Source organism: Nocardia sp. NPDC060259 (assembly GCF_042728775.1).
Lineage (GTDB): Bacteria > Actinomycetota > Actinomycetes > Mycobacteriales > Mycobacteriaceae > Nocardia.
In genome coordinates this window covers 1-24,437 of the sequence record NZ_JBHXAY010000098.1, presented here as the reverse complement: position 1 = coordinate 24,437, position 24,437 = coordinate 1, and the positions used below count along the sequence as shown (strand labels likewise).

The window sequence follows — 24,437 nt, the reverse complement described above, 5'->3', positions numbered from 1 at the left end:
GCGCCGAACCATCACCGCTGTCCCGGCAGCGAGATCGCGCGGGCCGAGCTCGACGCGCACAGGGACACCGTGCTCAGGTGTCCGGGGCGGCGTCGTCGTCAGCTCAGCGCTTTTCCTTGAAGGCGTCGACCAGCTTCTTGCAGAGGTCGGTGAAGCGCTTGCGCGCGGCCTGCTGGTCCGCGTTCAGGCCGTCGGTGGAATCGGGGGAGTAGACGACGAGATGGGCATCGTCGATCAGGTCCTCCGGCATCAGATCGATGATCGTGGTGCCCTTGCCCTCGCCGGACGGGATGCCGAAGTCGACCTCCTTCAGCGCGTTGATCTCGTCCCGCGCGGCCGAGATCACGTCCTCGGCAACGGTTCCCGTCACCTGCTTGGCCGCCGTCTCGGGCTTGCGGTCCTTGCTCACCGCATCCGGGGAATGCACGGCCTTGCCGTCGGCGAAGACCTGCAGCACCGGCCGCAGGTCGGTGCGCTGGGACCAGCCGTCGGGGATCGTGGTCACGCTGATCAGGGGTAGCGGCGCCGGCTCGGCGTTGGCGACGGCGCTCACGCCGGGCAGGGCGAGAGCGCAGACGAGCAATCCGGTCATGGTCAGGCGCATGGGTTCCCCTCGGTCGAAAAACGATGTGTCGGTGTCGCGTCGGGGGTCAGCGTAGCCCGGGCGGGTTGTTCAGGTCACCCGCGGAATAGGTATCGCACGCCTTGACCGAACCGGTCTTGTAGCCGGTGAGGAACCACTTCTGGCGCTGCTCGGACGATCCGTGCGTCCACGACTCGGGATTGACACCGCGCCCGGCGGAGCGCTGGATGCGGTCGTCGCCGACGGCGTTGGCGGCCGAGAGCGCGTCGCGGATGTCGTTGTCCGACAGCGGCTTCAGGAACGGCTGGGTGCTGCCCGGCGCGGGCTGCTTGTCGGCGTAATGGGCCCAGATGCCCGCGTAGCAGTCGGCCTGCAGCTCGGTGCGGACCGCGCCGGACTTGGCGCCCTGCGGGTCGCGCTGGGCCCGGCCGATGTCGCCGAGCTGGTTCTGGATGTGGTGGCCGACCTCGTGCGCGACCACGTATTCCTGGGCCAGCGGGCCCGCGCTGGCGCCGAACCGGTCGGTGAGATCCTGGAAGAAGGCGGTGTCGAAGTAGGCGGTCTGGTCGGCGGGGCAGTAGAACGGGCCGACGTCGCTGGTGGCATTGCCGCAGCCGGTCGACACGGCGCCGGAGAACAGCACCAGCTGGGGCTCGACATAGCGGGTACCGGTCTGCTTGGGCAGTTCCTGCGACCACACCCCGTCCAGGCTCTGCGCGGTCGCCACCACCCGGCAGTCGACGTACTTGTTGGCGTCGGCGCCGGTCTTGCAATGGCTCGGGGTGCCCGCGGTGCCCGGCTGACTCTGCTGGGTGTCCTGCACGCCGGTGAAGTTGCCGAGCACCGACCCGGGATCACCGCCGAGGAGCAGCGTGATCACGAGCAGGATCAGACCACCGGCGCCGCCACCGACGGCGAGCTTGCCACCCATACCGGGGCCGCCGCCGGAGGAGGCCCGGCCGGGATCGATCTCCATACCTTCGTTGAAGGTCATCGCGGTACTCGCCTTCGCTCGGTTGTCCAGCTGTCCTGCAGCGCGATTCACCGCGGGCGGACCCTCGCCGGCGGGCATGCGTCACAAGCTTGACACGGCGCGGCGAGATATCGGTTTTCCCTCGGGGATCGTGTCTCACTACGATGGCAGTGCACCTGGTCTTCCCCGCCGGTGCGACGAGTCCGCAAAAGTCTGTCGAAAGGAATACCGTGCTGCGCACCCACTTGGCTGGTTCGCTGCGAAGCGAGCACGCCGGTCAGACCGTCACCCTCACCGGCTGGGTGGCCCGGCGTCGTGACCACGGTGGCGTGACCTTCATCGATCTGCGCGACGCCTCCGGTGTCGCGCAGGTGGTTTTCCGCGAGGGCGAAGCTGCCGAACAGGCCCACAAGCTCCGCGCGGAATTCTGTGTGCAGGTCACCGGTGTGGTGGAGCAGCGTCCCGACGGCAACGAGAACCCCGAGCTGCCGACCGGGCAGATCGAGGTCAACGTCACCGACCTGGTCGTGCTCAACGAGAGCGCCCCGCTGCCGTTCCAGCTCGACGAGACCCCCGGCGACGAGGCCCGCCTCAAGTACCGCTACCTCGATCTGCGCCGCGAAGGCCCCGGCCACGCCATCCGGCTGCGCTCCAAGGTCAACGCCGCCGCGCGCGACGTGCTGGCCCGCCACGAGTTCATCGAGGTGGAGACCCCCACGCTGACCCGCTCGACCCCCGAGGGCGCCCGCGACTTCCTGGTCCCCGCGCGCCTGCAGCCGGGCAGCTTCTACGCCCTGCCGCAGAGCCCGCAGCTGTTCAAGCAGCTGCTGATGGTCGGCGGCATCGAGCGCTACTTCCAGATCGCGCGCTGCTACCGCGACGAAGACTTCCGCGCCGACCGTCAGCCCGAGTTCACCCAGCTCGACATCGAGATGAGCTTCGTGCGCCAGGAGGACGTGATCCTGCTGGCCGAGGACATCCTGGTCGCGCTGTGGAAGCTGGTCGGCCACGACATCACCACCCCGATCCCGCACATGACCTACGCCGAGGCGATGCGCCGCTTCGGTTCGGACAAGCCCGACCTGCGCTTCGGTATCGAGATCACCGAGCTCACCGACTACTTCGCCAACACCCCGTTCCGGGTGTTCCAGTCCGAGTACGTCGGCGCGGTCGTCATGCCGGGCGGCGCGAGCCAGCCGCGGCGTCAGCTCGACGCCTGGCAGGAATGGGCCAAGCAGCGCGGCGCCAAGGGCCTGGCCTACATCCTCGTCAACGAGGACGGCACCCTGGGCGGGCCCGTCGCCAAGAACCTGACCGACGCCGAGCGGGATGGACTGGCCAAGCAGGTCGGCGCCGAGCCGGGCGACTGCGTGTTCTTCGCCGCGGGCGCGGTCAAGTCGAGCCGGGCCCTGCTCGGTGCCGCACGCGGCGAGATCGCCCGCAAGTGCGACCTCATCGACCCGAACGCCTGGGCCTTCGTCTGGATCGTCGACGCGCCGATGTTCGAGCCCACCGCCGAGGCCACCGCCAGCGGTGACGTCGCCCTCGGCTACTCGGCCTGGACCGCGGTGCACCACGCGTTCACCTCACCCAAGCCGGAGTCGATCGACACCTTCGACACCGACCCGGGTTCGGCGCTGGCCTACGCCTACGACATCGTCTGCAACGGCAACGAGATCGGCGGCGGTTCCATCCGTATCCACCGCCGCGACGTGCAGGAACGCGTGTTCCAGGTGATGGGCATCGGCCACGACGAGGCGCAGGAGAAGTTCGGCTTCCTGCTCGACGCCTTCGCCTACGGCGCCCCGCCGCACGGCGGCATCGCCTTCGGCTGGGACCGCATCACCGCGCTGCTGGCGGGCGAGGACTCGATCCGCGAGGTGATCGCGTTCCCGAAGACCGGTGGCGGCGTCGACCCGCTCACCGACGCACCCGCCCCGATCACCGCGCAGCAGCGCAAGGAGGCCGGTATCGACGCCAAGCCCGAGGTCAAGGGCGACGGCAAGGCCGCCGACGCGCCGAAAGCTGTTGCCGCCGAGAAATAGCGGTCGCTGACCGCAGCCGGTACCTTCTGGTCAGTTCCCGTGCCGCCCCCGGCGGCACCGACCAGAAGGGCCACCGGTGCTGCATCTGCGTGTGATCAGTCCGCCCGAGCAGACCGACGCCCTCGTGCGGGCGCTCGAAGCCGACGCGGGGGTCACCCATCTGACGGTCGCGCGCGGGATCGCCGTGGAACCACAGGGCGATCTCGTGCAGGCCGACGTGGCACGCGAGGCCGCCAACAAGGTCCTCGCCGACATCAAGGCCCTCGGGATCGAGCAGACCGGTGGCATCACGCTCGGACCCGTCGAAGTGGTGCTCTCCGATGCCGCCGACCGGGCGGTCAGGGCCGCGCCCGGTGACCCGAGCGAAGCTGTGGTCTGGGAGCAGCTGCTCGAGGAGACCCACGAGGAGTCCTCGCTCAACGCGACCTTCGTCGCGTTCCTGACCATCGCCTGCCTGCTGGCCTCGATCGGGGTGGCGACGAACTCGCCGGTCACCATCGTCGGCGCCATGGTGGTCGGCCCCGAGTTCGGGCCGCTGGCGGCGCTGTCGGTGGCGCTGGTGCGCCGCAACTGGCGGCTGGCGCGGCGCTCGGTGATCGCGCTGGCCGTGGCCTTCCCGGTCGCGATGGTGATCACGCTGGCCGCGACCCTGCTGTGGGAGCGGCTCGGCTGGATCACCACCGAAGGCGTTGTCGACGCCCACGACGTGGACTTCATCTACCAGGTCGGGCCGTTCTCGCTGGTCGTGGCGATCCTGGCGGGAGCGGCCGGCATGCTGTCGCTGGTGACGGCGAAATCGGCGGCCCTGATCGGCGTGTTCATCTCCGTCACCACGGTGCCCGCCGCCGGGTACGCGGTGGTGGCGGCGACCATCGGCCAGTGGCACCGCGCGTTCGAGTCGGTGGGTCAGCTGGCGGTGAACCTGCTCGGCATCGTCGTCGCGGGCGTCCTCGTGCTCGAGCTGCGGCCGCGCGCGGGCGACGAGGCGGGTCCGGTCGGCCGGTTCAAGCGGGCCATCGGGATGCGCACCCCGCTGCGGCACTGAACTCCGGGCTCAGACCCGGGCGACCGGTCCCGCGGTGAGCATCCGGTAGGAATAGGTCACCGCGATCGCGCACACCGGGCCTGCGACGAACAGGCCGAGCCCGCACAGCGCCAGACCGACGATGGTGACCAGAGTGACCGTCAACGCGAGCAGCAGCGAGGCCCACAGGTTGGCCAGTACCAGCACCGCGCTCGCCTTGATCGCCTCCAGCGGACCGTAGTCCTGATCGATGACGAAGTGCAGCGAGAACATGCACAGGAAGCCGACCACCAGGCCGGGCAACAGGCACAGCGACGAGGCGAGCAGGGTCGCGGCGAAGGCGAGCAGTGCCGTCAACAACACATTGCCCGCGTTCACGAATCGGAAGAACGACCCGAAAGCCGGTGGGTAACCGTCGGTTTCGTAGAGCGCGCCGCGGATCATCACCGCCTGCAGCAGCCACAGCCCCACCGCGACCGCAAGGAACAGGAACAGCACGGTGAACAGCGAGGTGGGATCGAAGATCTGGACGATCGCGAGGACGGCCAGATAGAGGAGCACGCCGACCGCGGTGACGCCGAGCCACGGACCCGGATTGGTGCGGAACCGCTCCCAGCCGTAGCTCAGCGAGCGGCCGATATCGAGTGCTTGTGCTCCCGAATGGTAGTAACCCGGCGTCTGCCCGCCGCCGGTGCCCGACACGCCGGGCGCGGGGGCGGCGCCATACCCGGGATTGTTCGGTTTCGCCTGCGGCGTGCCGTAACCGGGACCGGTGCCCGCCGGCCCGTACTGTGGTGTGGCGGCGGCCGGTCCGGCAATCGGCGGCGCGGGCTCGAGCGGTTCCTCGCCGTACTGCGCGGCGCCGGGCCCTTCGAATTGCGGATAGCCTGCGCCACCGGCCATTCCATGCCTGCTCGGTCCGGAACCGGACGCGGGCGGCTGCCCCTGTCCCTCATGGCGGCCCGTGCCATCGGCGAACTGTCCGCCACCGCCGGAGCGCGGCGACCCACCCGGTGAATCGCTCGATGCGGCGTACGGTGTGTCGGTCACTGTGGTAGACCTTTCGACTCAACCGGTTTGCGGTGTGGCGCACAGCAGTTGACGATGAGAAAACCCGACGACAGTCGGGTGTGTCAAGCGAACAGTCACACTCGCGCAACCTCGGTGCCAACACGCCGGGCGACGCGGAAAGGTTGTGTAACCGCTCGCTAGAAGTGACCAGGTACGAGTAGCTTGAGAGGCGATGACCGCACTATTGGCCGAACGCGCCGCCGACGTCGTGTCCGCAGCACAACAGTTGCTCACAAAGCGAATGGGTGCTGCGGTGAAACTGAGTGATCCGATGGAGCTCAGTGGCAGTGGTAGGACGACAGTCCTACGCGTGCGTGTTGCGGAAAACGCCTTTTCGCTGCCGCGCACGCTGATCGTGAAGCAGGTGCGCGGTTCTGCTCAGGACCGCAGCACCGGTGGCATGGCACCTGGAGTCACCAGCATCGACGCGGCATTCCTGCGCGAGGCGGTGTCCTACCAGTTCACCACCGCGCTGAGCCGCGAACAGCGCCCTGGCGCCTACCTGATCGCGCACAGCGTGCCCGACCGGCTGCTGGTGCTGTCCGATCTGGGCGACAACGCGTTGCTCACCTCCGTGCTGCAGACCCGCGCCGAGCCGGGCACCCGTAACGCGCTGATGGCCTTCGCGCAGGCGCTGGGCCGGATGCACGCCGCGACCGTCGGCCGCGAACCGGACTTCGTCGCCCTGATGCGCCGGGTCGACTCGGTGCATCGCGTCGACGGGATCGCCCAGCAGGCCCAGGCCGCGATCGCCGATGTCCCCGGGCTGCTCGAGGCCGAGCTCGGCATCGAGGTGCCCGGCGAGATCGCCGAGCGCATCGTGCACGGCAACCGCCTGTTCACCGGCGGCCGGTATCGCGCGTTCAGCCCGTCGGACCTGTGCCCCGACAACGTGATCATGAACGACGAGGGCGCCCGGTTCCTCGACTACGAGTGGGGCGGTTTCCGTGACGCCACCCTCGACATCGCCTACGCGCTGGTCTCGTTCCCGGGTTGCCTGTGCGATTTCGAGCTCTCGCGCAGCCGCGCCAGGGAGATGGTCGAGGCCTGGCGCTCGGTCGTGGTCGGGGTGTGGCCGTCGCTGGCCGACGACACCGTGCTGGCCGAGCGAATCCTCGAGGCGCGCCTGATCTGGGTGTGGCTGTCGACGTACTGGTTCCTGCCCGCCGATCACACCCGCATCGCCACCGCGCGCGAACACGGCCTGTCCGTGCCGCGCTCGGAGGCCCTGATCAACCGCTGGTCGGCCCTGGCCGAGGACGCGCGGGTCACCGGGGACGACGCCGTCGGCGACTTCGCCGAGCAGGTGTCGGCGATGCTGGAAGAGCGCTGGGCGGAGTAAGCGAGCCAGACGAACGCAGGGGGGTTGCGTGTTTTCCAGCTACGGCGCGATGTCTGCACCGATCGACGTAGCTGTGCGAGGATTTCCATGGACGACCGATCTGTTGCCGCACCATCGCCTGCATCGCGCCGGGATTCGGCAGCTGGTCCCGAGCCGGACATGGATCGGTTCGTCGATTTCCTGCGCGCGGTGTCGATAGTTGTTGTCTGCGTAGGACACTGGCTCGTCATCGCACCGGAGTACCAGGACGGCGAGCTCGTCGTGCCGGAGATTCTCCTGCTGATTCCCTGGACACAGTGGCTGACACTCGGCATGCAGGTGATGCCGCTGTTCTTTCTTGCCGGCGGATCCACCGCGGCCCACTCGTGGACAAGGAGGAAGCGCGAATCCGCGGAGTGGGCGCACAGCCGGGCGCTTCGCCTGCTCGTGCCGACCGCCCTGTACGTCGGTATCGCGATCCCGATTCTTGCTCTTGCCGGCGCGCTCGGGCTGAATGCCGGCATTCGCGCGGATGTCGGCTGGTTGCTGGCGTCGCATTTCTGGTTCCTGCCGGTCTATCTGGTCGTCTCGACCCTGACGCCGTGGCTGTTCGCCGCGCACATCCGATGGGGTTCTGCTGATCGCGCCCGCGCTGCGCGGGCTGCTGGCCCGGCAGGCTGTCTGGGCGAGAGTTCGCGCGATCTCGGCATCGAGTATGACCGTGTACCTGTGGAACTTCGTCCCGGTTGTCACGGTGGGGACGCTGTTGTTGTCGACCGGAATCGCGCCGGAGTTCACTGTCGGTTCGGGCGGATGGTGGTTGCAGCGTTTCGTGTGGCTCACTGTGCTGGCCGCCGTGATGATGGTCGTGCTGGCAGCTGTCCGGCCCGTGCAGAATCGGTTCGTCGGTGCTGTCTACCGGGGTGTCGGCAGTGATATTCGTGTGCTTCCAGGCCTGGTCTCGGTTGGCTGGATGGCAGCGTTCCTTCCGCTGTGTTTCTGGACGTTTTCCGGGCTCGGATATTCCGGTGTGCTGACTGTGCCGGCGTTGCTCATGTTCGCCGGGGGAATGGTGATCCTGGGCCGGTTGTCGATTCAGCGAGGCGCTGCGGCGTAGTTTCCCCGGCGACGTGCTCAGTCCAGCGGGGTCGGCCTCGGTTCGACGCGCCCACCCGCCGGGACGGCGAACGACACGCCGTGCCGCACGCCGGTCGCCGGGTCGGTGACGTCGGCGACATAGAACCAGTCCATCTGCGTCTGCGCCGGGGTCACCTCGAGCACGCCGAAACCGTGCGAGTCGAGCTCGGTGTAGCGCAGGTGGTGATTGGCCGCCTTGATGGCCTCTTCGGCCGGAACCGACGCGGTGCGCGGCGGCATCTTCAGCAGGTCACCGACGCTGGAGGAGGTCACCGACGGGATGACGAACTCGGCGCCGACCGTGGGACCGCCGGGATAGTCGGCGGCGTTCAGCGGCAGATCGGCGGCCCAGGAGGTGTGGATGTCGCCGGTGAGGAACACGACGTCGCCCACCTTGTTGTCGGCGATGGTCCGGAACAGGGTGTGCCGGTCGGCGGTGTAGCCGTCCCACTGGTCGCCGTTGACGGTCAGGCCGCCCTGCGGGATGCCGAGCGCCTCGGTGATCGCCTGGGTGGTCGCCGGTTCCAGCGGCGGGAACACCAGCGGCGCGACCATCACCGAGTTGCCGATCAGCTTCCACTGCGCGGGGGAGGAGGTCAGGCCCGCGGTCAGCCAGTCCATCTGGGCGCGGCCGGTGATGGTGCGGGCCGGGTCGTCGGCGTTGCGCCAGCCGGCGCCGGGGCCCGCCTCGTGGTCGCGGTAGCTGCGCAGGTCCAGCATCGACAGTTCGGCGAGGGTGCCGAACCGCAGCCTGCGGTAGATCTGCACCTCGGTGCCGGTGCGGGTGGCGCGCACCGGCATCCACTCCAGGTAGGCCTGCGCGGAGGCGGCGCGGCGGGCGCTCCACGGACCGTGCACGGCCGGATCGTGGTTCTCCGAGCCATCGCGCCAGGAGTTGTCGGCCGACTCGTGATCGTCCCAGGTGCAGATGAACGGCACCGACGCGTGCAGCGCCATCAGGTCGGAGTCGGTCTTGTACTGGCCGTGCCGGGTGCGGTAGTCGGCGAGGGTGACGATCTCGTTGGCGGGCTCGTGCGCGCGCACCGCGCCGCCGCGCCCGGTGTACTTGCCGCGACCGTACTCGTAGAGGTAGTCGCCCAGGTGCACGACCGCGTCCAGGTCGGTGCGGGCGGCCAGGTGCCGGTAGGACCCGAACCAGCCCGCTTCCCAGTTGGAGCAGGAGACAAGGCCAAGACGTAGCCGCTCGATGTCGCTGTCGTTCGCGGGCGCGGTCCGGGTGCGGCCGACCGGGGACGTCTCGCCGAGGGCGGTGAAGCGGTAGAAGTAGTCGGTGGCGGGCGCAAGGCCGGTCGCGTCGACCTTCACGGTGTGGTCGGTATCGGCGGTGGTGGTCACCGTGCCCGAGGCGGCGATGCCGGCGAAGGACTCGTTCGCGGAGATCTCCCAGCGGACCGTCGCGGGGGCGCCCAGGCCGGAGCCGGGGGTGGCGTCGTCGGCGACGCTGACGCGAGTCCACAGGATCACCGCGCCGGGCAGCGGGTCACCGGAGGCGACACCATGGCGGAATACCGCGCTCGCCGCGTGCGCCGTCGCGGAACTCAGCACCACGACCGCGGCCGCCGCCGTCCCGCCTGTGAACAGGGTGCGCCGGGCGAACTGCCCTGTCGCGGAGGTGATGACGGCGTTGTTTTCGACCACGAGGAGCGATCTCATCCCACGAACCGGCTTACGCGCAAGTCTTGTTCGTAAAGTTGGTCGATCGTTCAATTTTTGGTCGGGCCGCCTCCGCCGCCGCGAACCTGTCCGACCGCGTCGGTACCCTGCTCGACGTGAGCGAGAGCCTGTTCGACGTGCCCGGAGAACGCGCCGCGCCCGAGCACGGTCTCGACGCGGTGGTCCGGCGCGACCCCGGTGCGCCGCTGGCGGTCCGGATGCGGCCGCAGTCGCTCGACGAGGTGATCGGCCAGCAGCATCTGCTCGGTCCCGGCTCGCCGCTGCGCCGCCTGGTCGAGGGCTCGGGCGCGGCCTCGGTGCTGCTCTACGGCCCGCCGGGCACCGGCAAGACCACCCTGGCCTCGCTGTTGTCGCAGGCCACCGGCCGCCGGTTCGAGGCGCTGTCGGCCCTGTCGGCGGGGGTCAAGGAAGTCCGTGCCGTCATCGACGTGGCGCGCCGCAGGCTGTCGGTGGGGGAGCAGACCGTCCTGTTCATCGACGAGGTGCACCGATTCTCCAAGACCCAGCAGGACGCGCTGCTGGCCGCGGTCGAAAACCGGATCGTGCTGCTCGTCGGCGCGACCACGGAGAACCCGTCGTTCTCCGTGGTGTCACCGCTGCTGTCGCGCTCGCTGGTGCTACAGCTGCAGTCGCTCACGCCCGCGGACATCCGGCAGGTCCTCGATCGCGCGATCGCCGATCCACGCGGACTGGCGGGCGAGTACAAGGTCACCGACGACGCGCTCGACCACCTCGTGCGCATCGCGGGCGGTGACGCGCGGCGCGCGCTGACCGCGCTGGAAGCCTCGGCCGAGTCCTCGCTCGACGGCACGGTCGACGTCGAACTGGTCGAGGCCAGTGTCGACAAGGCCGCCGTCCGCTACGACCGCGCGGGCGATCAGCACTACGACGTGATCAGCGCCTTCATCAAGTCCATCCGCGGCTCCGACGTCGACGCGGCCCTGCACTACCTGGCGCGGATGCTCACCGCGGGCGAGGACCCTCGCTTCATCGCCCGCCGCCTGATGATCCACGCCAGCGAGGACATCGGCATGGCCGACCCGATGGCCCTGCAGACCGCCACCGCCGCCGCCCAGGTGGTGCAGCTGGTCGGCCTGCCCGAGGCCAAACTGGCCCTGGCCCAGGCCACCATCCACCTCGCCACCGCGCCCAAGTCCGGTGCGGTGACCTCGGCGCTGGGCGCCGCCATGGCCGACATCGCCGCGGGCAAGGCGGGCGCGGTGCCACCGCACCTGCGCGACGGCCACTACGCCGGTGCCGCCGCCCTCGGCAACGCCAAGGGCTACAAGTTCCCGCACAACGCCCGCGAGGGTGTGCTCGCCCAGCAGTACCCGCCCGACGACCTGGTCGGCACGGACTACTACCAGCCGACCGACCACGGTTTCGAGCGCGAGGTCGGCGGCAGGCTCGGCAAACTGCGCCGCATCATCCGCGGGAACTAGCCCCGCGCACGGTGTCACCGAGACCACGGACTCCGGCGGAAAACAGGTGGAATGCAGGCGGTAAGCTGGACTGCTGTGCAGACCCACGAGATTAGACGGCGTTTCCTGGACCATTTCGTCCGTGCCGGACACACCGAGGTGCCCAGTGCCTCGCTGATCCTGGCCGACCCCAACCTGCTGTTCGTCAACGCAGGCATGGTCCAGTTCAAGCCGTATTTCCTGGGGCAGGAGGCGCCGCCGTACTCGCGCGCGACGAGCGTGCAGAAGTGCGTGCGCACCGGTGACATCGACGAGGTCGGCGTCACCACCCGGCACAACACGTTCTTCCAGATGGCGGGCAACTTCTCCTTCGGCGACTACTTCAAGGAGGGTGCCATCACCCTCGCCTGGGAGCTGATCTCCAAGTCCCAGGAGGAGGGCGGCTTCGGCTTCGATCCCGAGCGCATCTGGGTGACCGCCTACGAGTCGGACCCGGAGGCCGCCGAGATCTGGCATCGCGTCGCCGGAATCCCGAAGGAGCGAATCCAGTTCCGCGACGGCAAGGACAACTACTGGGACATGGGCGTGCCCGGTCCCGGTGGCCCCTGCTCGGAGATCTACTACGACCGCGGCCCCGCCTACGGCAAGGAAGGCGGCCCGGTCGCCGACGAGGATCGCTACCTCGAGATCTGGAACCTGGTCTTCATGCAGGACATCCGCGGTGAGCTGAGCCCCAAGCTGGGTCACCCGCCGGTCGGTTCGCTGCCGAGGAAGAACATCGACACCGGGATGGGCGTCGAGCGCGTCGCCATGCTCCTGCAGGGTGTGGAGAACGTCTACGAGACCGATCTGCTGCGCCCGATCATCGACAAGGCCGAGGAGCTGACCGGCCGTTCCTACGGCGTCGAGCACGCCGACGACGTGCGTTTCCGCGTCATCGCCGACCATGTCCGCAGCTCGGCGATGCTGATCGCCGACGGCGTGAACCCCGGCAACGACGGCCGCGGCTACGTGCTGCGCCGCCTGCTGCGCCGCATCGTGCGCTCGGCCCGCCTGCTCGGCGCCGAGAAGCCGGTGATGGCCGAGCTGATGAAGGTCGTCTCCGACCTGATGTCGCCGTCGTACCCGGAACTCGGCACCGACTTCGCCCGCATCGAAACCGTCGCGGTCGGCGAGGAGACCGCCTTCCTGAAGACCCTGAACACCGGTGAGACCCTCTTCGACAATGCCGCCACCGCGGTGAAGTCCAAGGGCGGCAAGCAGATCACCGGTTCGGACGCCTTCGCGCTGCACGACACCTACGGCTTCCCGATCGACCTCACCCTCGAAATGGCCGCCGAGGCGGGCCTTTCGGTGGACGAGGAAGGCTTCCGCTCGCTCATGGCCGAGCAGCGCAAGCGCGCCAAGGACGACGCCCAGGCCCGCAAGCACGCGCACGCCGACCTGACCGTCTACAAGGAACTGGTCGACCGCGGCGCCACCGAGTTCACCGGCTTCGACGAGCTCACCTCCGAGGCGAAGGTACTGGCCCTGATCGCCGACGGCGTGCGGGTGCCCGCCGCGCAGGCCGGTCATGACGTCGAGGTCATCCTCGATCGCAGCCCGCTCTACGCCGAGGCCGGTGGCCAGATCGCCGACCGCGGCACCATCACCGCCTCCGGTCTGAAGCTGCGCATCAACGACGTGCAGAAGATCGCCAAGAAGCTGTGGGTGCACAAGGCCACCGTCGAGCAGGGCCAGATCACCGAGGGCGATGTCGTGCTCGCGCAGGCCGATCCGGCGTGGCGCAAGGGCGCCACCCAGGGCCACTCCGGCACGCACATGGTCCATGCGGCGCTGCGTCAGGTGCTCGGTCCCAACGCCGTGCAGGCAGGCTCGCTGAACAAGCCGGGCTACCTGCGTTTCGACTTCAACTGGCAGGGTGCGCTGACCGACCAGCAGAAGGCCGACATCGAGGCCGTCTCCAATGACGCTGTCGGTGCGAACTTCCCGGTGAACACCTTCGTCACCGACCTGCCCAACGCCAAGAAGATGGGTGCGATGGCCCTCTTCGGCGAGAACTACGGCGACGAGGTGCGCGTCGTGGAGATCGGCGGCCCGTTCTCGATGGAGCTGTGCGGTGGCACGCACGTCGAGCACAGCTCGCAGATCGGCCCGATCACCGTGCTCGGTGAGTCCTCGGTGGGTTCGGGTGTGCGTCGCGTCGAGGCCTTCGTCGGCCTGGACTCCTACAGGTACCTGGCCAAGGAGCGCGCGCTGCTGGCCGGTGTCGCGTCCTCGCTGAAGGTGCCCTCGGACGAGGTGCCCGGCCGCGTCGAGCAGCTCGTGGAGCGGCTCAAGGTGGCCGAGAAGGAACTCGAGCGCACCAAGATCGCCGCGGTGCTGTCCTCGGCGGGCACGTTCGTCGAGCAGGCCGAGCGGATCGGCTCGCTGCTGCTGGTCGCCGCCGCGGCGCCCGAGGGCGTCGCCGCCGGCGACCTGCGCACCCTGGCCACCGACATCCGTGGCCGGTTCGGCAGCGACCCCGCGGTGGTCGTGCTGCTCGGCAACACCGACGGCAAGGCGCCGTTCGTGGTGTCGGTCAACAAGGCGGCCCAGGATCTCGGCATCAAGGCGGGGGATCTGGTCGGCAGCTTCGGCCCGAGCATCGCCGGTCGCGGTGGCGGCAAGCCGGAGATGGCGCAGGGCTCGGGTTCGGATCCGTCGGGTATCCCGGCCGGTCTGGCCGCGGTCCGTGCCCGGGTGGCCGAACTCGCCGGCTGATGCCAGCCACTGCTGGTCCAGCCGAACAGGACCCGGCCGACCGTCCGGACGCGGCGACCGACCCCGGACGGGGCCGTCGCATCGCCATCGATGTCGGCAGCGTGCGGATCGGGGTCGCGTCGAGCGACCCCGACGGTATACTCGCGACTCCGGTGGAGACCGTGCCGCGCGCCAAACCGGCGAAATCCGGTGGGCGCGCGGCCGGTCCACCCGCCGACATCAAAAGAATTGCCGACATCGTGCAGGAGTACGAAGCCGTCGAGGTTATCATCGGGCTCCCGCGCACGTTGCGCGGTGAAAACGGAACAGCGGCCACCATCGCGCGTAAGTTTGCCCGCGAGTTGCGCCGGGTGATCGACCCGATTCCGATACGCCTTTCCGACGAACGTTTGACTACGGTGTCTGCTGCACGTGCGCTGCGCGACAGCGGAGTTCGCGCACGTGGCCAGCGGCAGGTGATCGACCAGGCGGCAGCCGTGTCGATCCTGCAAGGATGGTTGGACGAGCGGAGTTCGGTGTTGAAGGACGCAGCAGACACGGCGAGCGTGGTCGGAGACGATGCATGACCGACCGATGGGCCAGGGCCGAGGAACGCTACCGGGCGCGGGAAGCTGATCGGCGCTACCCCCGGCGCGACGACTGGGGCCTGGACGCCCGCACGGCGCGCGACGAGCCGCCAGCGGCCGAGCCCCCCGGCTGGGACGACGAGGACGGCACCGATGTCATCCCGCGCTACGAGGACGAGGTCTACGACGACGAGCCGGAGCCCGAGCCGGAACCGGAACCGGCCGCTGCGGCACCCCGTCGGCGTCCACCCGCGGGCCGGGCGGGCGCTGCCGGAGGTGCCAAGGCCGACCGTGTGCGGGGCACAGAGGCCTCTGGCCGGGGCAAGGAGGCCTCGGGCCGCAGCAAGGCGACCTCGGGGCGGAGCAAGCGATCGCGGATCGCCTCGCGCAAGGCGGCCGAGCGGAAACGTCGCCGCCGCAACCTCTGGGCGGTCGGCGCGGTGCTGGTCGTGCTGTTCGTCTCCGCCGCCGGTTTCGCCGGCTACAAGCTGATGAGCAGCTTCGCCCCGCCCGCGGATTTCGCGGGCCCTGCCGGTGCGCTCGTCGTCGTCCAGGTGCACTCCGGTGACACCGCGACGCAGATCGCCGGCGCCATGCACGATCGGGGTGTGGTCGCCAGCCGCGAAGCCTTCTACGAGGCGGCCGTGCGGAACGCGGGGATGAACAGCGTGCAGCCCGGGTACTACGCGGTCGGTGTGAACAGCCCGGCCGCCGACGCCGTCGCCACGCTGGTCGGCGGGAAGTCGCGAGTCGGCAACGTGACCGTCTCCGAGGGCCGGTTGCTGCACGACAAGCACGACGCGAACACCGGTGGGCGCTACGACGGCATCTACCGCAAGGTCGCCCAGGCCAGTTGCTACGGCACCGACAAGAAATGCGTGACCTACGAACAGCTCGACGCCGCGGGCCAGAGTATGGACCTGGCCGGACTCGGCGTGCCCGAATGGGCGATGAAGGGCGTGCGGGAATCCCCGGACCGCTCCAGGCAGCTCGAAGGTCTGATCGCGGCGGGCAACTGGGACTTCGACCCGAGCGGGACCCCGCAGCAGATCCTGCGGCAGTTGGTGACCTCGAGCGTGCAGCGCTACGAGTCGACCGGACTGCTGCAGTCGGGCCTCACCACGAGCCTGACGCCGTACCAGACCCTGATCGCCGCCTCCCTGGTGGAGCGTGAGGCGAAGCCGCAGGACATGGGCAAAGTGGCCAGGGTGATCGTGAATCGGCTGAAGGTCGACCAGATGCTGCAGTTCGACTCGACGGTGAACTACACCCTCGACACCACCGAGGTGGCGACCACCAACGCCGACCGCGCCAGGGAAACCGCGTGGAACACCTACGCGATGCAGGGCCTGCCCGTGACTCCGATCTCGGCACCGTCGCTGGACGCGTTGCGGGCCATGGAGAATCCGGAGCCGGGGGAGTGGCTGTACTTCGTCACCGTCGACAAGGAGGGCACCACCCTGTTCACCGACAGCTATCAGGAACACCTGCGACTGGTCACCCAGGCGCAGCGCAGCGGCATCCTCGACAGCTCCAAGCCCTACGGTGGCTGAGCGTCGCAAGGCGGCGGTGCTCGGCAAGCCGATCGCGCACTCGCGTTCGCCCCAGCTGCATCTGGCCGCCTACCGCGCCCTCGGCCTGGACTGGACCTACGAGCGCGTCGAATGCGATGCCGCGCAGCTGCCCGGACTCGTCAGCGGCCTCGGCCCGGAATGGGTGGGGCTGTCGGTGACCATGCCGGGCAAGGAAGCGGCGCTGGCCTTCGCCGCCGAGCGCACCGAGCGGGCCGTGCTGGTCGGCTCGGCCAACACCCTGGTCCGCACCGAGACCGGCTGGCGGGCGGACTGCACCGACGTCGACGGCGTGTTCGGCGCGCTGCGCGGCGGCGGTGTCGAGGCGATCGACGAGGCGGTGGTGCTCGGTGCGGGCGGCACGGCACGGCCCGCGCTGCTCGCGCTGTCGGAACTGGGCGCGAAGACGGTCACCGTCGTCGCGCGCGATGCAGGCCGGGCCCGCAGTGCGGTGGCGCTGGCCGAACAGCTCGGCATGCGGCCGTCGGTCGTGCCGCTCGACGCGGAGCGGGTGCGCGCGGTGTGCGCGTCGGCGGGGGCCGTGGTGAGCACCGTGCCCGCCGAGGCGGCTGCCGCTGTCGCCGAGGCCGTCGCCGTCGCGCCGGTGGTCCTCGACGCGATCTACAACCCGTGGCCGACCCCGCTGGCCGCCGCGGTCGAGGCGGCCGGGCACACGGTCGTCAGCGGGCTGCAGATGCTGCTGAACCAGGCCTACGGGCAGGTCGAGCAGTTCACCGGTCTGCCCGCGCCACGCGCGGAGATGGCCGCGGCGCTCGCCTGATCCGCAGAATTGATACCTGTTCTAGTTTTTACCGGTTAAGGTGTTGCTCATGACCGCTTGGGTGTTGCGAGCCACCGTTCTCGGCGCGTTGGTCGTCGCCTTACGGCTGCTGCTCGGATTCGCGATGGCGTCCGCGCCGACCTACGGCACGATCTGGCGGGCGGGCTGCCTCGTCGTGATCGTGGCCGTCGTCGTCGCCTGGGGCGTGCGCGACGGCCGTTCGGGTAGTGCCGCCGATCTCACCGTGCGCTGGCTGGCCGCGGGCGCCGTCGCCGGGCTCGCCAGCGGCGCGGTGTGCTGGGTACTCGATCAGGTGCCGGGGATCGAACTCGGCGATGCAGGGGCGCTGTTCGAGCTGACGTCCGCGGCCTCGTTCATCATGCTGCTGATCTTCCTGCCCGCGCTGGCCGGTGTCGCGTTCGGTCGCCGCCGCGCGCGGCGCACCACCGAATCCGCTGCTCCCGTCACCGAACCGGAGTTCGCGCCCGCCACCTGAGACCCGTGGTGTTCGTGCCCGGCAGGTTTTCCTGCCGGGCACGACACGTCTCAGAGCAGGATGGGACCGCCGGTGGAGCCTTCGCGGGCGATCGCCGAGTAGGCCGCCGCCAGCAGCGACGGATCCGGTCCTTCGAGGCGGCCGGGCTTGGCCAGGCCGTCGAGCACCACGAAGCGCAGCACACCCGAGCGGGTCTTCTTGTCGGTCTGCATCGCGTCCATCAGCTGCGGCAGCGCGTCACCGTCGTAGGTGACCGGCAGGCCGACGCTCTCCAGGATGGTGCGATGGCGGTCGGCGGTGGCGTCGTCGAGACGACCAGCCAGCCTGCCCAGCTCGGCCGCGAAGACCAGGCCGACGGACACGGCGGCGCCGTGGCGCCAGCGGTAGCGCTCGCGGCGCTCCACGGCGTGGCCGAGGGTGTGCCCGTAGTTCAGGATCTCGCGCAGGCTCGACTCCTTGAGGTCGGCCGCGACGACGTCGGCCTTGACCTGGATGGCCCGCCGGATCAGTTCCGGCAGCACGTCACCGGTGGGATCGAGGGCGGCCGCCGGGTCGGCCTCGATGAGGTCGAGGATCACCGGGTCGGCGATGAAGCCCGCCTTGATGATCTCGGCCATGCCCGCCACGATCTCGTTGCGGGGGACCGTCTCGAGGGTGGCGAGGTCGACCAGCACGGCGCTGGGCTCGTGGAAGCTGCCGACGAGGTTCTTGCCCGCTTCGGTGTTGATGCCGGTCTTGCCGCCGACCGCCGCGTCGACCATCGCCAGCAGCGTGGTCGGCACGTGCACGATGCGCACGCCGCGCATCCAGGTGGCGGCCACGAAGCCGGCCAGGTCGGTGGCCGCGCCGCCGCCGAGGCTCACGATGGCATCGTTGCGGGTCAGCCCGATCCGGCCGAGCACCTCCCAGCAGAACCCGGCCACGGCCAGGTCCTTGCCGTCCTCGGCATCGGGGATCTCGATGCGGTGCGCGTCGATCCCGGTGTCGGCCAGTGCTTTGCGCACCACCTCGGCGGTTTCGGCCAGCGGCGGCTGATGGAAGATCGCCACGGTCCGCACGGCGTTGCCCGCGGTGACCGCCTCGACGAGGTCGCCGAGCAGCCCGCGGCCGATGATCACCGGGTACGGGTCGGCGGTGCGGACCTGGATGGTGGTCGGCTCTGTCACGTGCGCTGCTCCGATTCTTTCTGGTCGTTGTTCTTGCGTCTGCCGCCGCGTCGCCGCGGCCTGTTGCGCCGCGCGCGATCGGCCTGCGTCGCCGCGCGGTCGGCCTCGCCGGGCTGGCCGGCTCCGGTCCGCTGCCCGGTCGGCGCCGGTGTGCCGGTGCGCTGGCCCGCCGGGCGATCCGGCGATGCCGCACCGGACTGCTCGGTGCCCGCCGCGCGCGTTGCCGCCCTGCCGTCGGCGTCGCGGTTCGTCCCCGCGGCCGAGCGGATGCGGACACCGCCACGACGGGATCTGGTCCGCCGCGACCGTCGGGTACCGGTCGTCCGTGCACCGGCGGTCTCACCCTGCGGTGTGCTGCCTCGGGTGGCTGTGGCGTCACCGGCCTGTGCGGTGTCGGTTCCGGATCGTGTTGTCGCCGAACCGGTCCGGTCGATCGTGTTCTGCTCGTTCGCCCTGCGGGCGGCCGCGGCGCGCGCCCTGGCGCGTCGCCGCGCCCTTGACCGGTTGCTGCCGATACCGGGCCTGCTGGTGACCGGACCCGAAGCGGCGGAGCCGGTTCCACCGGCGGTGCGCTCGGCCTCGAGGTCGGTGCGCACCGATTCCAGGCCGAGTTTGGCCAGGATCATCCGCACCACCCGGCCGGGACTGCGCCCGTCGGTACGCACCCGGACCGTGGCGACCTCGCGGTAGAGCGGGCGCCGGATGCGCATCAGCTCGCGGTACTTGGCGCCGGGATCGGTGCCGTTGAGCAGCGGCCTGGCATTGCTCGAACCGGTGCGCCGAAGTCCTTCGCCCACACTGATTTCCAGGTAGACCACGGTCGCCGCGCGCAGCACCTCGCGGGTCTGCGCCGACAGCACCGACCCGCCGCCGAGAGAGACGACGCCGTCGTGTTCGAGCACGGCCCGGCGCACCACCTCCTCCTCGATCCGGCGGAACTCCGGCTCGCCGTCGGTGGCGAAGATCTCGGGAATGGTGCGGCCGGTGTCGGCCTCGATGCCCGCGTCGGTGTCGTAGAGCTCGACCCCGAGTTCCCTGGCCAGCTTGCGCCCGATCGTCGACTTGCCCGAGCCGGGCGGCCCGACCAGCACGACGCGCGCGCGGGGTGCGGCCGCCTGCTCGGTGTCCGTGGTCTCGCCGACCGTGCTGGGCGAGTCGCCGACGGACCCTTCGGTGCCGACAGTCGATGGGGGGCCCGCGTCGTTGTCCTCCGCGGCCCCCTCCTGCCCCTGCCCGGTCACGACGTGCGGCTGTCCGCGGGCACGTGCGGGCGGTTGCCGATCCGCTTGACGTAACTGGTGATGTTGTCGAGGGTCTCGGTCAGCGAGTCGCCGCCGAACTTCTCCAGCGCGGCCTGCGCCAGCACCAGCGCCACCATCGATTCGGCGACCACGCCCGCGGCGGGCACCGCGCACACGTCGGAGCGCTGGTGGATGGCGACGGCTTCCTCGCCGCTGGACATGTCGACGGTCGCCAGCGCGCGCGGCACGGTCGAGATCGGCTTCATCGCGGCACGTACCCGCAGGGCTTCGCCGTTGGTCATGCCGCCCTCGAGGCCGCCTGCCCGGTTGGTCGAGCGCAGCACGCCGTCGGGGCCGGGACGCATCTCGTCGTGTGCCTGGCTGCCCCGCCTGCGCGCGGTCTCGAAACCGTCGCCCACCTCGACGCCCTTGATCGCCTGGATGCCCATGAGGGCAGCGGCCAGGCGCGAATCGAGCCGCTGCTCGCCGCTGGTGAACGAACCGAGCCCGATGGGCAGGCCGTCGACGATCACCTCGACCACGCCGCCGAGGGTGTCGCCGTCCTTCTTGGCCGCCTCGATCTCGGCGATCATGGCCGCTTCGGCGTCGGCGTCGAACGCGCGGACCGGGCTGGCATCGATCGCGTCGAGATCGCGCGGGCCGGGGATGACACCGGTGGTGTTGGCCGCGGTGCCGATGGACACCACATGCGAGATCACCTCGACGCCGAAGGCCTGGCGCAGGAAGTTCCGGGCGACGGTGCCCGCCGCGACGCGGGCCGCGGTCTCGCGCGCACTGGCCCGCTCGAGGATCGGCCGGGCATCGTCGAAGTTGTACTTGAGCATGCCGGAGTAGTCGGCGTGCCCGGGGCGCGGACGGGTGAGCGGCGCGTTGCGTGCCATTCCGGCGAGCTCGGCCTCGTCGACCGGGTCGGCCGACATCACCTCGGTCCACTTGGGCCACTCGGAATTGGCGATCTCGATCGCGACCGGACCACCCATGGTCCGGCCGTGGCGCACCCCACCGACCAGGGTGACCTTGTCGGCCTCGAACTTCATCCGGGCGCCGCGCCCGTAACCGAGCCGACGGCGCGCGAGCTGTGCGGAGACATCGTCCGATGTCACCTCGACTCCGGCGACCATCCCTTCCAGGAGGGCAACGAGAGCGGGACCATGGGATTCTCCGGCAGTTATCCAGCGCAACACGCCGACCATCTTCCCATGTCGACGCGCGTAGGCGGGCACGCGGTCCGACGTGACGAGCGGCACGTCGGTGGTGCGCGGGGCAGCGCGATGGCGGCCACCGGCCCGATCGTGCTGCATCGACCCGCTCCGGAACGTCATCGGGTGCCCGCGCCAGGTGCGTGATCGGTTCGGCGCGTCGCGGTGGTCATGCCAGCGCCATCGCGGTCACGGTGGCCAGGCACATGGCCGGACCGTGCGGCACGACGCGCCGGGACGGCGCCGACCGTGCGTCTACATGTCCCAGCACCGAACGCAGCCAGTGGCTGCCCAGCACCACCGCCGCGGCCGTCGCGGTGAGCAGCGGTGCGGCGATCGCGGCCCACACCCAGGCGGGCGACCCGGCGAGCGCGGCGGCGGCGCCCAATCCCACCGCGAGTTTCACGTCGCCCGCGCCCAGCGCGGCGGGCGAGAGCAGATGGGTGACCAGGTACGGCATCGTCAGCAACGCGGCCCCGATCACCGCCGTCGCCAGGCTGTCGGTGCACAGGGCATACAGGAACACCGCGGCGGCACCGGCGCCGGTGAGCGCGTTGGGGAGCCGACGGGCATGGATATCGAGGACGCCGAGCAGCAGGCACCAGGCGATGAGCAGGCAGAACGCGGCAGTGGTCATGGATTGATCGTGCTGCGCCCTGGCCACCGGATCGAGACCTCGACCGCGAATGTGGACAACTCCGGGCGATGTGGACAACACCGTCTCCAGTTACGACGCCGACACACGCGTCCAGGCTGCGAAAAGTGCCGGGTTCGGTGCCGACGTGTCGCTCGTTCGGCGGTAGCGTTGACCCATGTGTGCTGACTACACGGGTCCCGATCACGCGGCACGACGCGGCGCCCTGCGTAACCTGCTGGTGGAGAATGGCGTCGACGCGCTGCTGGTGACCGATCTGGTCAATATCCGCTACCTGACCGGCTTCACCGGATCCAATGCCGTGCTGCTCGTGCACTCCTGGGACATGCGTGGCGCCGAGGACCGCACCGTCATCGGCACCGACGGCCGCTATTCCGCCCAGGTGGCCCAGCAGGTGCCCGATCTGCGGGCCGAGATCTCCCGGGCCACCGCGCGCCGCATCCTCGAGCTGGGCGGGGAATGGCAGCTCGGCCGGGTCGGCTTCGAGAGCCATGTGGTGACCGTCGCCGAACACCAGTCGTTCCAGGAGCAGCGGACCGGGCTGCAACTGGTGCCGACCAACGGGCTGGTCGAGCAGCTGCGCATGGTCAAGGACCCCTACGAGATCGCCCAGCTGCGTGCGGCCTGCGCGGCGGCCGACGCGGGCCTGGCGAGCCTGCTGGAGCGCGGACTGATCCGGCCCGGCCGCACCGAACGCCAGGTGGCCCGCGACCTCGAATGGGCGATGTTCGAGCACGGCGCCGAAGCCGTCTCGTTCGAGACGATCGTCGCCGCGGGCGTGAACTCCGCCGTTCCGCATCACCGCCCGACCGGCGCGGTGCTGGCCACCGGCGACTTCGTGAAACTCGACTTCGGCGCCGTCGTCGACGGCTACCACTCCGACATGACCCGAACGCTCGTGCTCGGCGCGCCCGAGGACTGGCAGCGCGAGATCTACGAACTGGTCGCCCGCTCGCAGGCGGCGGGCAGGGAGGCGCTGAAACCGGGCGCCGAGACCGCCGAGGTCGACGCGGCCGCCCGGGTCGTCATCGAGGACGCGGGTTACGGCCCGCAGTTCGTGCACGGCCTCGGACACGGGGTCGGGCTGCAGATCCACGAAGCGCCGGGAGTGGCGAAAACGAGTACCGGTACACTTCTTGCTGGCGTGGCGGTGACCGTCGAACCAGGTGTGTACCTTCCCGGCCGCGGCGGGGTCCGGATCGAGGACACGCTCGTGGTGCGCGAAGGGGTCCCGGACCTGCTCACCCTCACCAGCAAGGACCTGACCGTCGTCGAGTGACGCCGGTCCCCCAGAGACCGCAGTAAACGAACGAGGAGATCCGAGGACAGTGGCGGACACCAGCGACTTCAAGAACGGCCTTGTGCTGAAGATCGACGGTCAGCTCCAGCAGATCGTCGAATTCCAGCACGTGAAGCCGGGTAAGGGCCCCGCCTTCGTGCGGACCAAGCTGAAGAACGTCGTGTCCGGCAAGGTCGTCGACAAGACCTTCAACGCGGGCGTCAAGGTCGAGACCGCGACCGTCGACCGTCGCGACATGACCTACCTGTACCACGACGGCACCGACTACATCTTCATGGACGGTGACACCTACGACCAGATCTCCATCCCGGAGGCCACCATCGGTCAGGGTGCGCGCTTCCTGCTGGAGAACATGGGCGTGCAGGTCGCCGTGCACGAGGACGCGCCGCTGTTCGTCGAGCTCCCCGTCACGATCGAGCTCGTCGTGCAGCACACCGACATCGGCCTGCAGGGCGACCGCTCCACCGGTGGCACCAAGCCCGCCACCCTCGAGACCGGCGCCGAGGTCCAGGTCCCGCTGTTCATCAACACCGGTGACAAGCTGAAGATCGACTCGCGCGACGGCAGCTACCTCGGCCGCGTCAACGCCTGATCGTGACGGACTCGCCGGCAGACAAGAAGGGCTCGTTCAAGAAGCTGGGCGCGCGCCACAAGGCGCGCCGCCGGGCCGTCGACCTGCTGTTCGAGGCGGAGGCGCGCGATGTCGACGTCTCCGACCTGCTCGCCGAACGCGCTGACCTCGCGACCCGCGACCAGAGCGTGGCCCCCGTGCACGCCTACACCTCGGTCCTGGTCGAAGGCGTCGCCGACGACCTGGACCGCGTCGACGGCACCATCGAGGGCTACCTGCAGGACTGGACGCTGTCCCGCCTGCCTGCCGTCGACCGGGCGATTCTGCGGATCGCGGTGTGGGAGTTGTTCCACGCCACCGACGTTCCCCCGGTGGTCGCGGTCGACGAGGCCGTCGAGCTGGCCAAGGAGCTGTCCACCGACGACTCCCCGTCGTTCGTGAACGGTGTGCTCGGCCAGGTCGTGCAGGTGGCGCCGCAGGTGCGCGCCGCCGCGGCCGCCACCAGGGCAGCGCGTCCCGCGCCGGAGGACCGGTCGTGACGAACAAGTACCTCGTGATGGTCATGCGCACACCGAATTTCGACCAGTCCGTGGTCGAACCGCACCGCGCGTTCCTGCAGGAGCTGCTCGCCAAGGGCCAGCTGCAGGAGAGCGGCAGGTTCACCGACGGCACCGGTGGCGCCTACGTCGTCCTGGCCGAAAGCCTTGACGCCGCAACGGCAATCGCGCACAGCGACCCGGTCCACACCACCGGAGCGTCGGAACTGACGATCTACGAATGGGAGATCGCCGTCTCGGCGTGAAATCTCTCGACGACAGCCGCGCATCCTCGAGGATG

General features: G+C 69.9%; 21 protein-coding genes and 1 pseudogene. 14 read left to right on the top strand and 8 right to left on the bottom strand.

From position 1 onward, the window contains the following. Nucleotides 1-103 precede the first annotated feature (103 nt). Entirely contained in the window at nucleotides 104-604 is a 501-nt protein-coding gene (locus ACFWF2_RS27180) for a hypothetical protein (RefSeq protein ID WP_379310285.1), read from the bottom strand. Nucleotides 605-650: 46 nt separating this feature from the next. Beyond that, the gene (locus ACFWF2_RS27175) at nucleotides 651-1,577 is read right to left on the bottom strand and encodes a neutral zinc metallopeptidase (protein ID WP_379310284.1); all 927 of its coding nucleotides are present in this window, start codon (nucleotides 1,575-1,577) and stop codon (nucleotides 651-653) included. A gap of 209 nt (nucleotides 1,578-1,786) precedes the next feature. Between ACFWF2_RS27175 and aspS the strand changes: the two genes are divergently transcribed. Both aspS and ACFWF2_RS27165 read left to right on the top strand, forming a co-directional pair. Continuing rightward, complete coding sequence (aspS, locus tag ACFWF2_RS27170; protein ID WP_379310283.1) at nucleotides 1,787-3,601, top strand: aspartate--tRNA ligase; 1,815 nt, start codon at nucleotides 1,787-1,789, stop codon at nucleotides 3,599-3,601. Nucleotides 3,602-3,677: 76 nt separating this feature from the next. After that, nucleotides 3,678-4,646 carry a DUF389 domain-containing protein gene (locus ACFWF2_RS27165; protein ID WP_379310282.1) on the top strand — a complete coding sequence of 323 codons (969 nt, stop codon included), beginning with the start codon at nucleotides 3,678-3,680 and terminating at the stop codon, nucleotides 4,644-4,646. A gap of 9 nt (nucleotides 4,647-4,655) precedes the next feature. On the opposite strand, the gene ACFWF2_RS27160 is transcribed toward ACFWF2_RS27165, so the two are convergent. Continuing rightward, nucleotides 4,656-5,675, bottom strand: coding sequence for a hypothetical protein (locus ACFWF2_RS27160; RefSeq protein ID WP_379310281.1), 1,020 nt, complete (start codon nucleotides 5,673-5,675; stop codon nucleotides 4,656-4,658). 193 nt (nucleotides 5,676-5,868) lie between these two features. Here ACFWF2_RS27160 and ACFWF2_RS27155 point away from each other — a divergent pair, with 193 nt between their 5' ends. Then, the gene (locus ACFWF2_RS27155; protein WP_379310280.1) at nucleotides 5,869-7,038 is read left to right on the top strand and encodes a phosphotransferase family protein; all 1,170 of its coding nucleotides are present in this window, start codon (nucleotides 5,869-5,871) and stop codon (nucleotides 7,036-7,038) included. An 87-nt stretch (nucleotides 7,039-7,125) separates the two neighbouring features. Beyond that, nucleotides 7,126-7,953 carry an acyltransferase gene (locus ACFWF2_RS27150; RefSeq protein WP_379310279.1) on the top strand — a complete coding sequence of 276 codons (828 nt, stop codon included), beginning with the start codon at nucleotides 7,126-7,128 and terminating at the stop codon, nucleotides 7,951-7,953. Between the two features lie 198 nt (nucleotides 7,954-8,151). On the opposite strand, the gene ACFWF2_RS27145 is transcribed toward ACFWF2_RS27150, so the two are convergent. Beyond that, entirely contained in the window at nucleotides 8,152-9,828 is a 1,677-nt protein-coding gene (locus ACFWF2_RS27145) for an alkaline phosphatase D family protein (protein ID WP_379310278.1), read from the bottom strand. Between the two features lie 86 nt (nucleotides 9,829-9,914). Here ACFWF2_RS27145 and ACFWF2_RS27140 point away from each other — a divergent pair, with 86 nt between their 5' ends. The 6 genes from ACFWF2_RS27140 (at nucleotide 9,915) to ACFWF2_RS27115 (ending at nucleotide 17,447) form a co-directional block, all read left to right on the top strand. Beyond that, entirely contained in the window at nucleotides 9,915-11,291 is a 1,377-nt protein-coding gene (locus ACFWF2_RS27140) for a replication-associated recombination protein A (RefSeq protein ID WP_379310287.1), read from the top strand. A gap of 75 nt (nucleotides 11,292-11,366) precedes the next feature. Further along, on the top strand, nucleotides 11,367-14,033 hold the full coding sequence (alaS, locus tag ACFWF2_RS27135) for an alanine--tRNA ligase (RefSeq protein WP_379310277.1): 2,667 nt from the start codon (nucleotides 11,367-11,369) through the stop codon (nucleotides 14,031-14,033). Further along, a complete protein-coding gene (gene ruvX, locus ACFWF2_RS27130) occupies nucleotides 14,033-14,599 on the top strand; it encodes a Holliday junction resolvase RuvX (RefSeq protein WP_379310276.1) in 567 nt (188 codons plus the stop codon). The genes alaS and ruvX overlap by 1 nt, the downstream gene beginning before the upstream one ends. Next, nucleotides 14,596-16,152, top strand: coding sequence for an endolytic transglycosylase MltG (gene mltG, locus ACFWF2_RS27125; RefSeq protein WP_379310275.1), 1,557 nt, complete (start codon nucleotides 14,596-14,598; stop codon nucleotides 16,150-16,152). Before ruvX ends, mltG begins: the two co-directional genes overlap by 4 nt. After that, nucleotides 16,145-16,951, top strand: a complete 807-nt coding sequence (locus tag ACFWF2_RS27120) for a shikimate dehydrogenase (RefSeq protein ID WP_379310274.1) — start codon at nucleotides 16,145-16,147, stop codon at nucleotides 16,949-16,951. Before mltG ends, ACFWF2_RS27120 begins: the two co-directional genes overlap by 8 nt. Before the next feature lie 49 nt (nucleotides 16,952-17,000). Further along, complete coding sequence (locus ACFWF2_RS27115) at nucleotides 17,001-17,447, top strand: B-4DMT family transporter (protein ID WP_379310273.1); 447 nt, start codon at nucleotides 17,001-17,003, stop codon at nucleotides 17,445-17,447. Between the two features lie 50 nt (nucleotides 17,448-17,497). On the opposite strand, the gene aroB is transcribed toward ACFWF2_RS27115, so the two are convergent. From aroB to ACFWF2_RS27095, 4 genes and pseudogenes are all read right to left on the bottom strand, one after another. After that, nucleotides 17,498-18,613 (bottom strand): 3-dehydroquinate synthase, encoded by a 1,116-nt coding sequence (aroB, locus tag ACFWF2_RS27110; RefSeq protein WP_379310272.1) that lies wholly within the window; start codon nucleotides 18,611-18,613, stop codon nucleotides 17,498-17,500. Nucleotides 18,614-18,987: 374 nt separating this feature from the next. Next, nucleotides 18,988-19,704, bottom strand: a pseudogene (locus ACFWF2_RS27105) (shikimate kinase); the annotation flags it as partial. 146 nt (nucleotides 19,705-19,850) lie between these two features. After that, complete coding sequence (aroC, locus tag ACFWF2_RS27100; protein ID WP_379310286.1) at nucleotides 19,851-21,059, bottom strand: chorismate synthase; 1,209 nt, start codon at nucleotides 21,057-21,059, stop codon at nucleotides 19,851-19,853. A 184-nt stretch (nucleotides 21,060-21,243) separates the two neighbouring features. Continuing rightward, nucleotides 21,244-21,711 carry a prepilin peptidase gene (locus tag ACFWF2_RS27095; RefSeq protein ID WP_379310271.1) on the bottom strand — a complete coding sequence of 156 codons (468 nt, stop codon included), beginning with the start codon at nucleotides 21,709-21,711 and terminating at the stop codon, nucleotides 21,244-21,246. A gap of 175 nt (nucleotides 21,712-21,886) precedes the next feature. Between ACFWF2_RS27095 and ACFWF2_RS27090 the strand changes: the two genes are divergently transcribed. Genes ACFWF2_RS27090 through ACFWF2_RS27075 form a run of 4 tightly spaced genes read left to right on the top strand, consistent with a single transcriptional unit; the run spans nucleotide 21,887 to nucleotide 24,402 of the window. Beyond that, nucleotides 21,887-23,008 carry a M24 family metallopeptidase gene (locus tag ACFWF2_RS27090; protein ID WP_379310270.1) on the top strand — a complete coding sequence of 374 codons (1,122 nt, stop codon included), beginning with the start codon at nucleotides 21,887-21,889 and terminating at the stop codon, nucleotides 23,006-23,008. A 49-nt stretch (nucleotides 23,009-23,057) separates the two neighbouring features. Continuing rightward, nucleotides 23,058-23,621, top strand: coding sequence for an elongation factor P (gene efp, locus ACFWF2_RS27085; RefSeq protein WP_379088395.1), 564 nt, complete (start codon nucleotides 23,058-23,060; stop codon nucleotides 23,619-23,621). A gap of 2 nt (nucleotides 23,622-23,623) precedes the next feature. Continuing rightward, nucleotides 23,624-24,139 carry a transcription antitermination factor NusB gene (gene nusB, locus ACFWF2_RS27080; protein WP_189023664.1) on the top strand — a complete coding sequence of 172 codons (516 nt, stop codon included), beginning with the start codon at nucleotides 23,624-23,626 and terminating at the stop codon, nucleotides 24,137-24,139. Then, nucleotides 24,136-24,402: a YciI family protein gene (locus tag ACFWF2_RS27075; RefSeq protein WP_379310269.1), complete on the top strand. Its 267-nt coding sequence runs from the start codon at nucleotides 24,136-24,138 to the stop codon at nucleotides 24,400-24,402. The genes nusB and ACFWF2_RS27075 overlap by 4 nt, the downstream gene beginning before the upstream one ends. The last annotated feature ends 35 nt before the right edge of the window (nucleotides 24,403-24,437 follow it).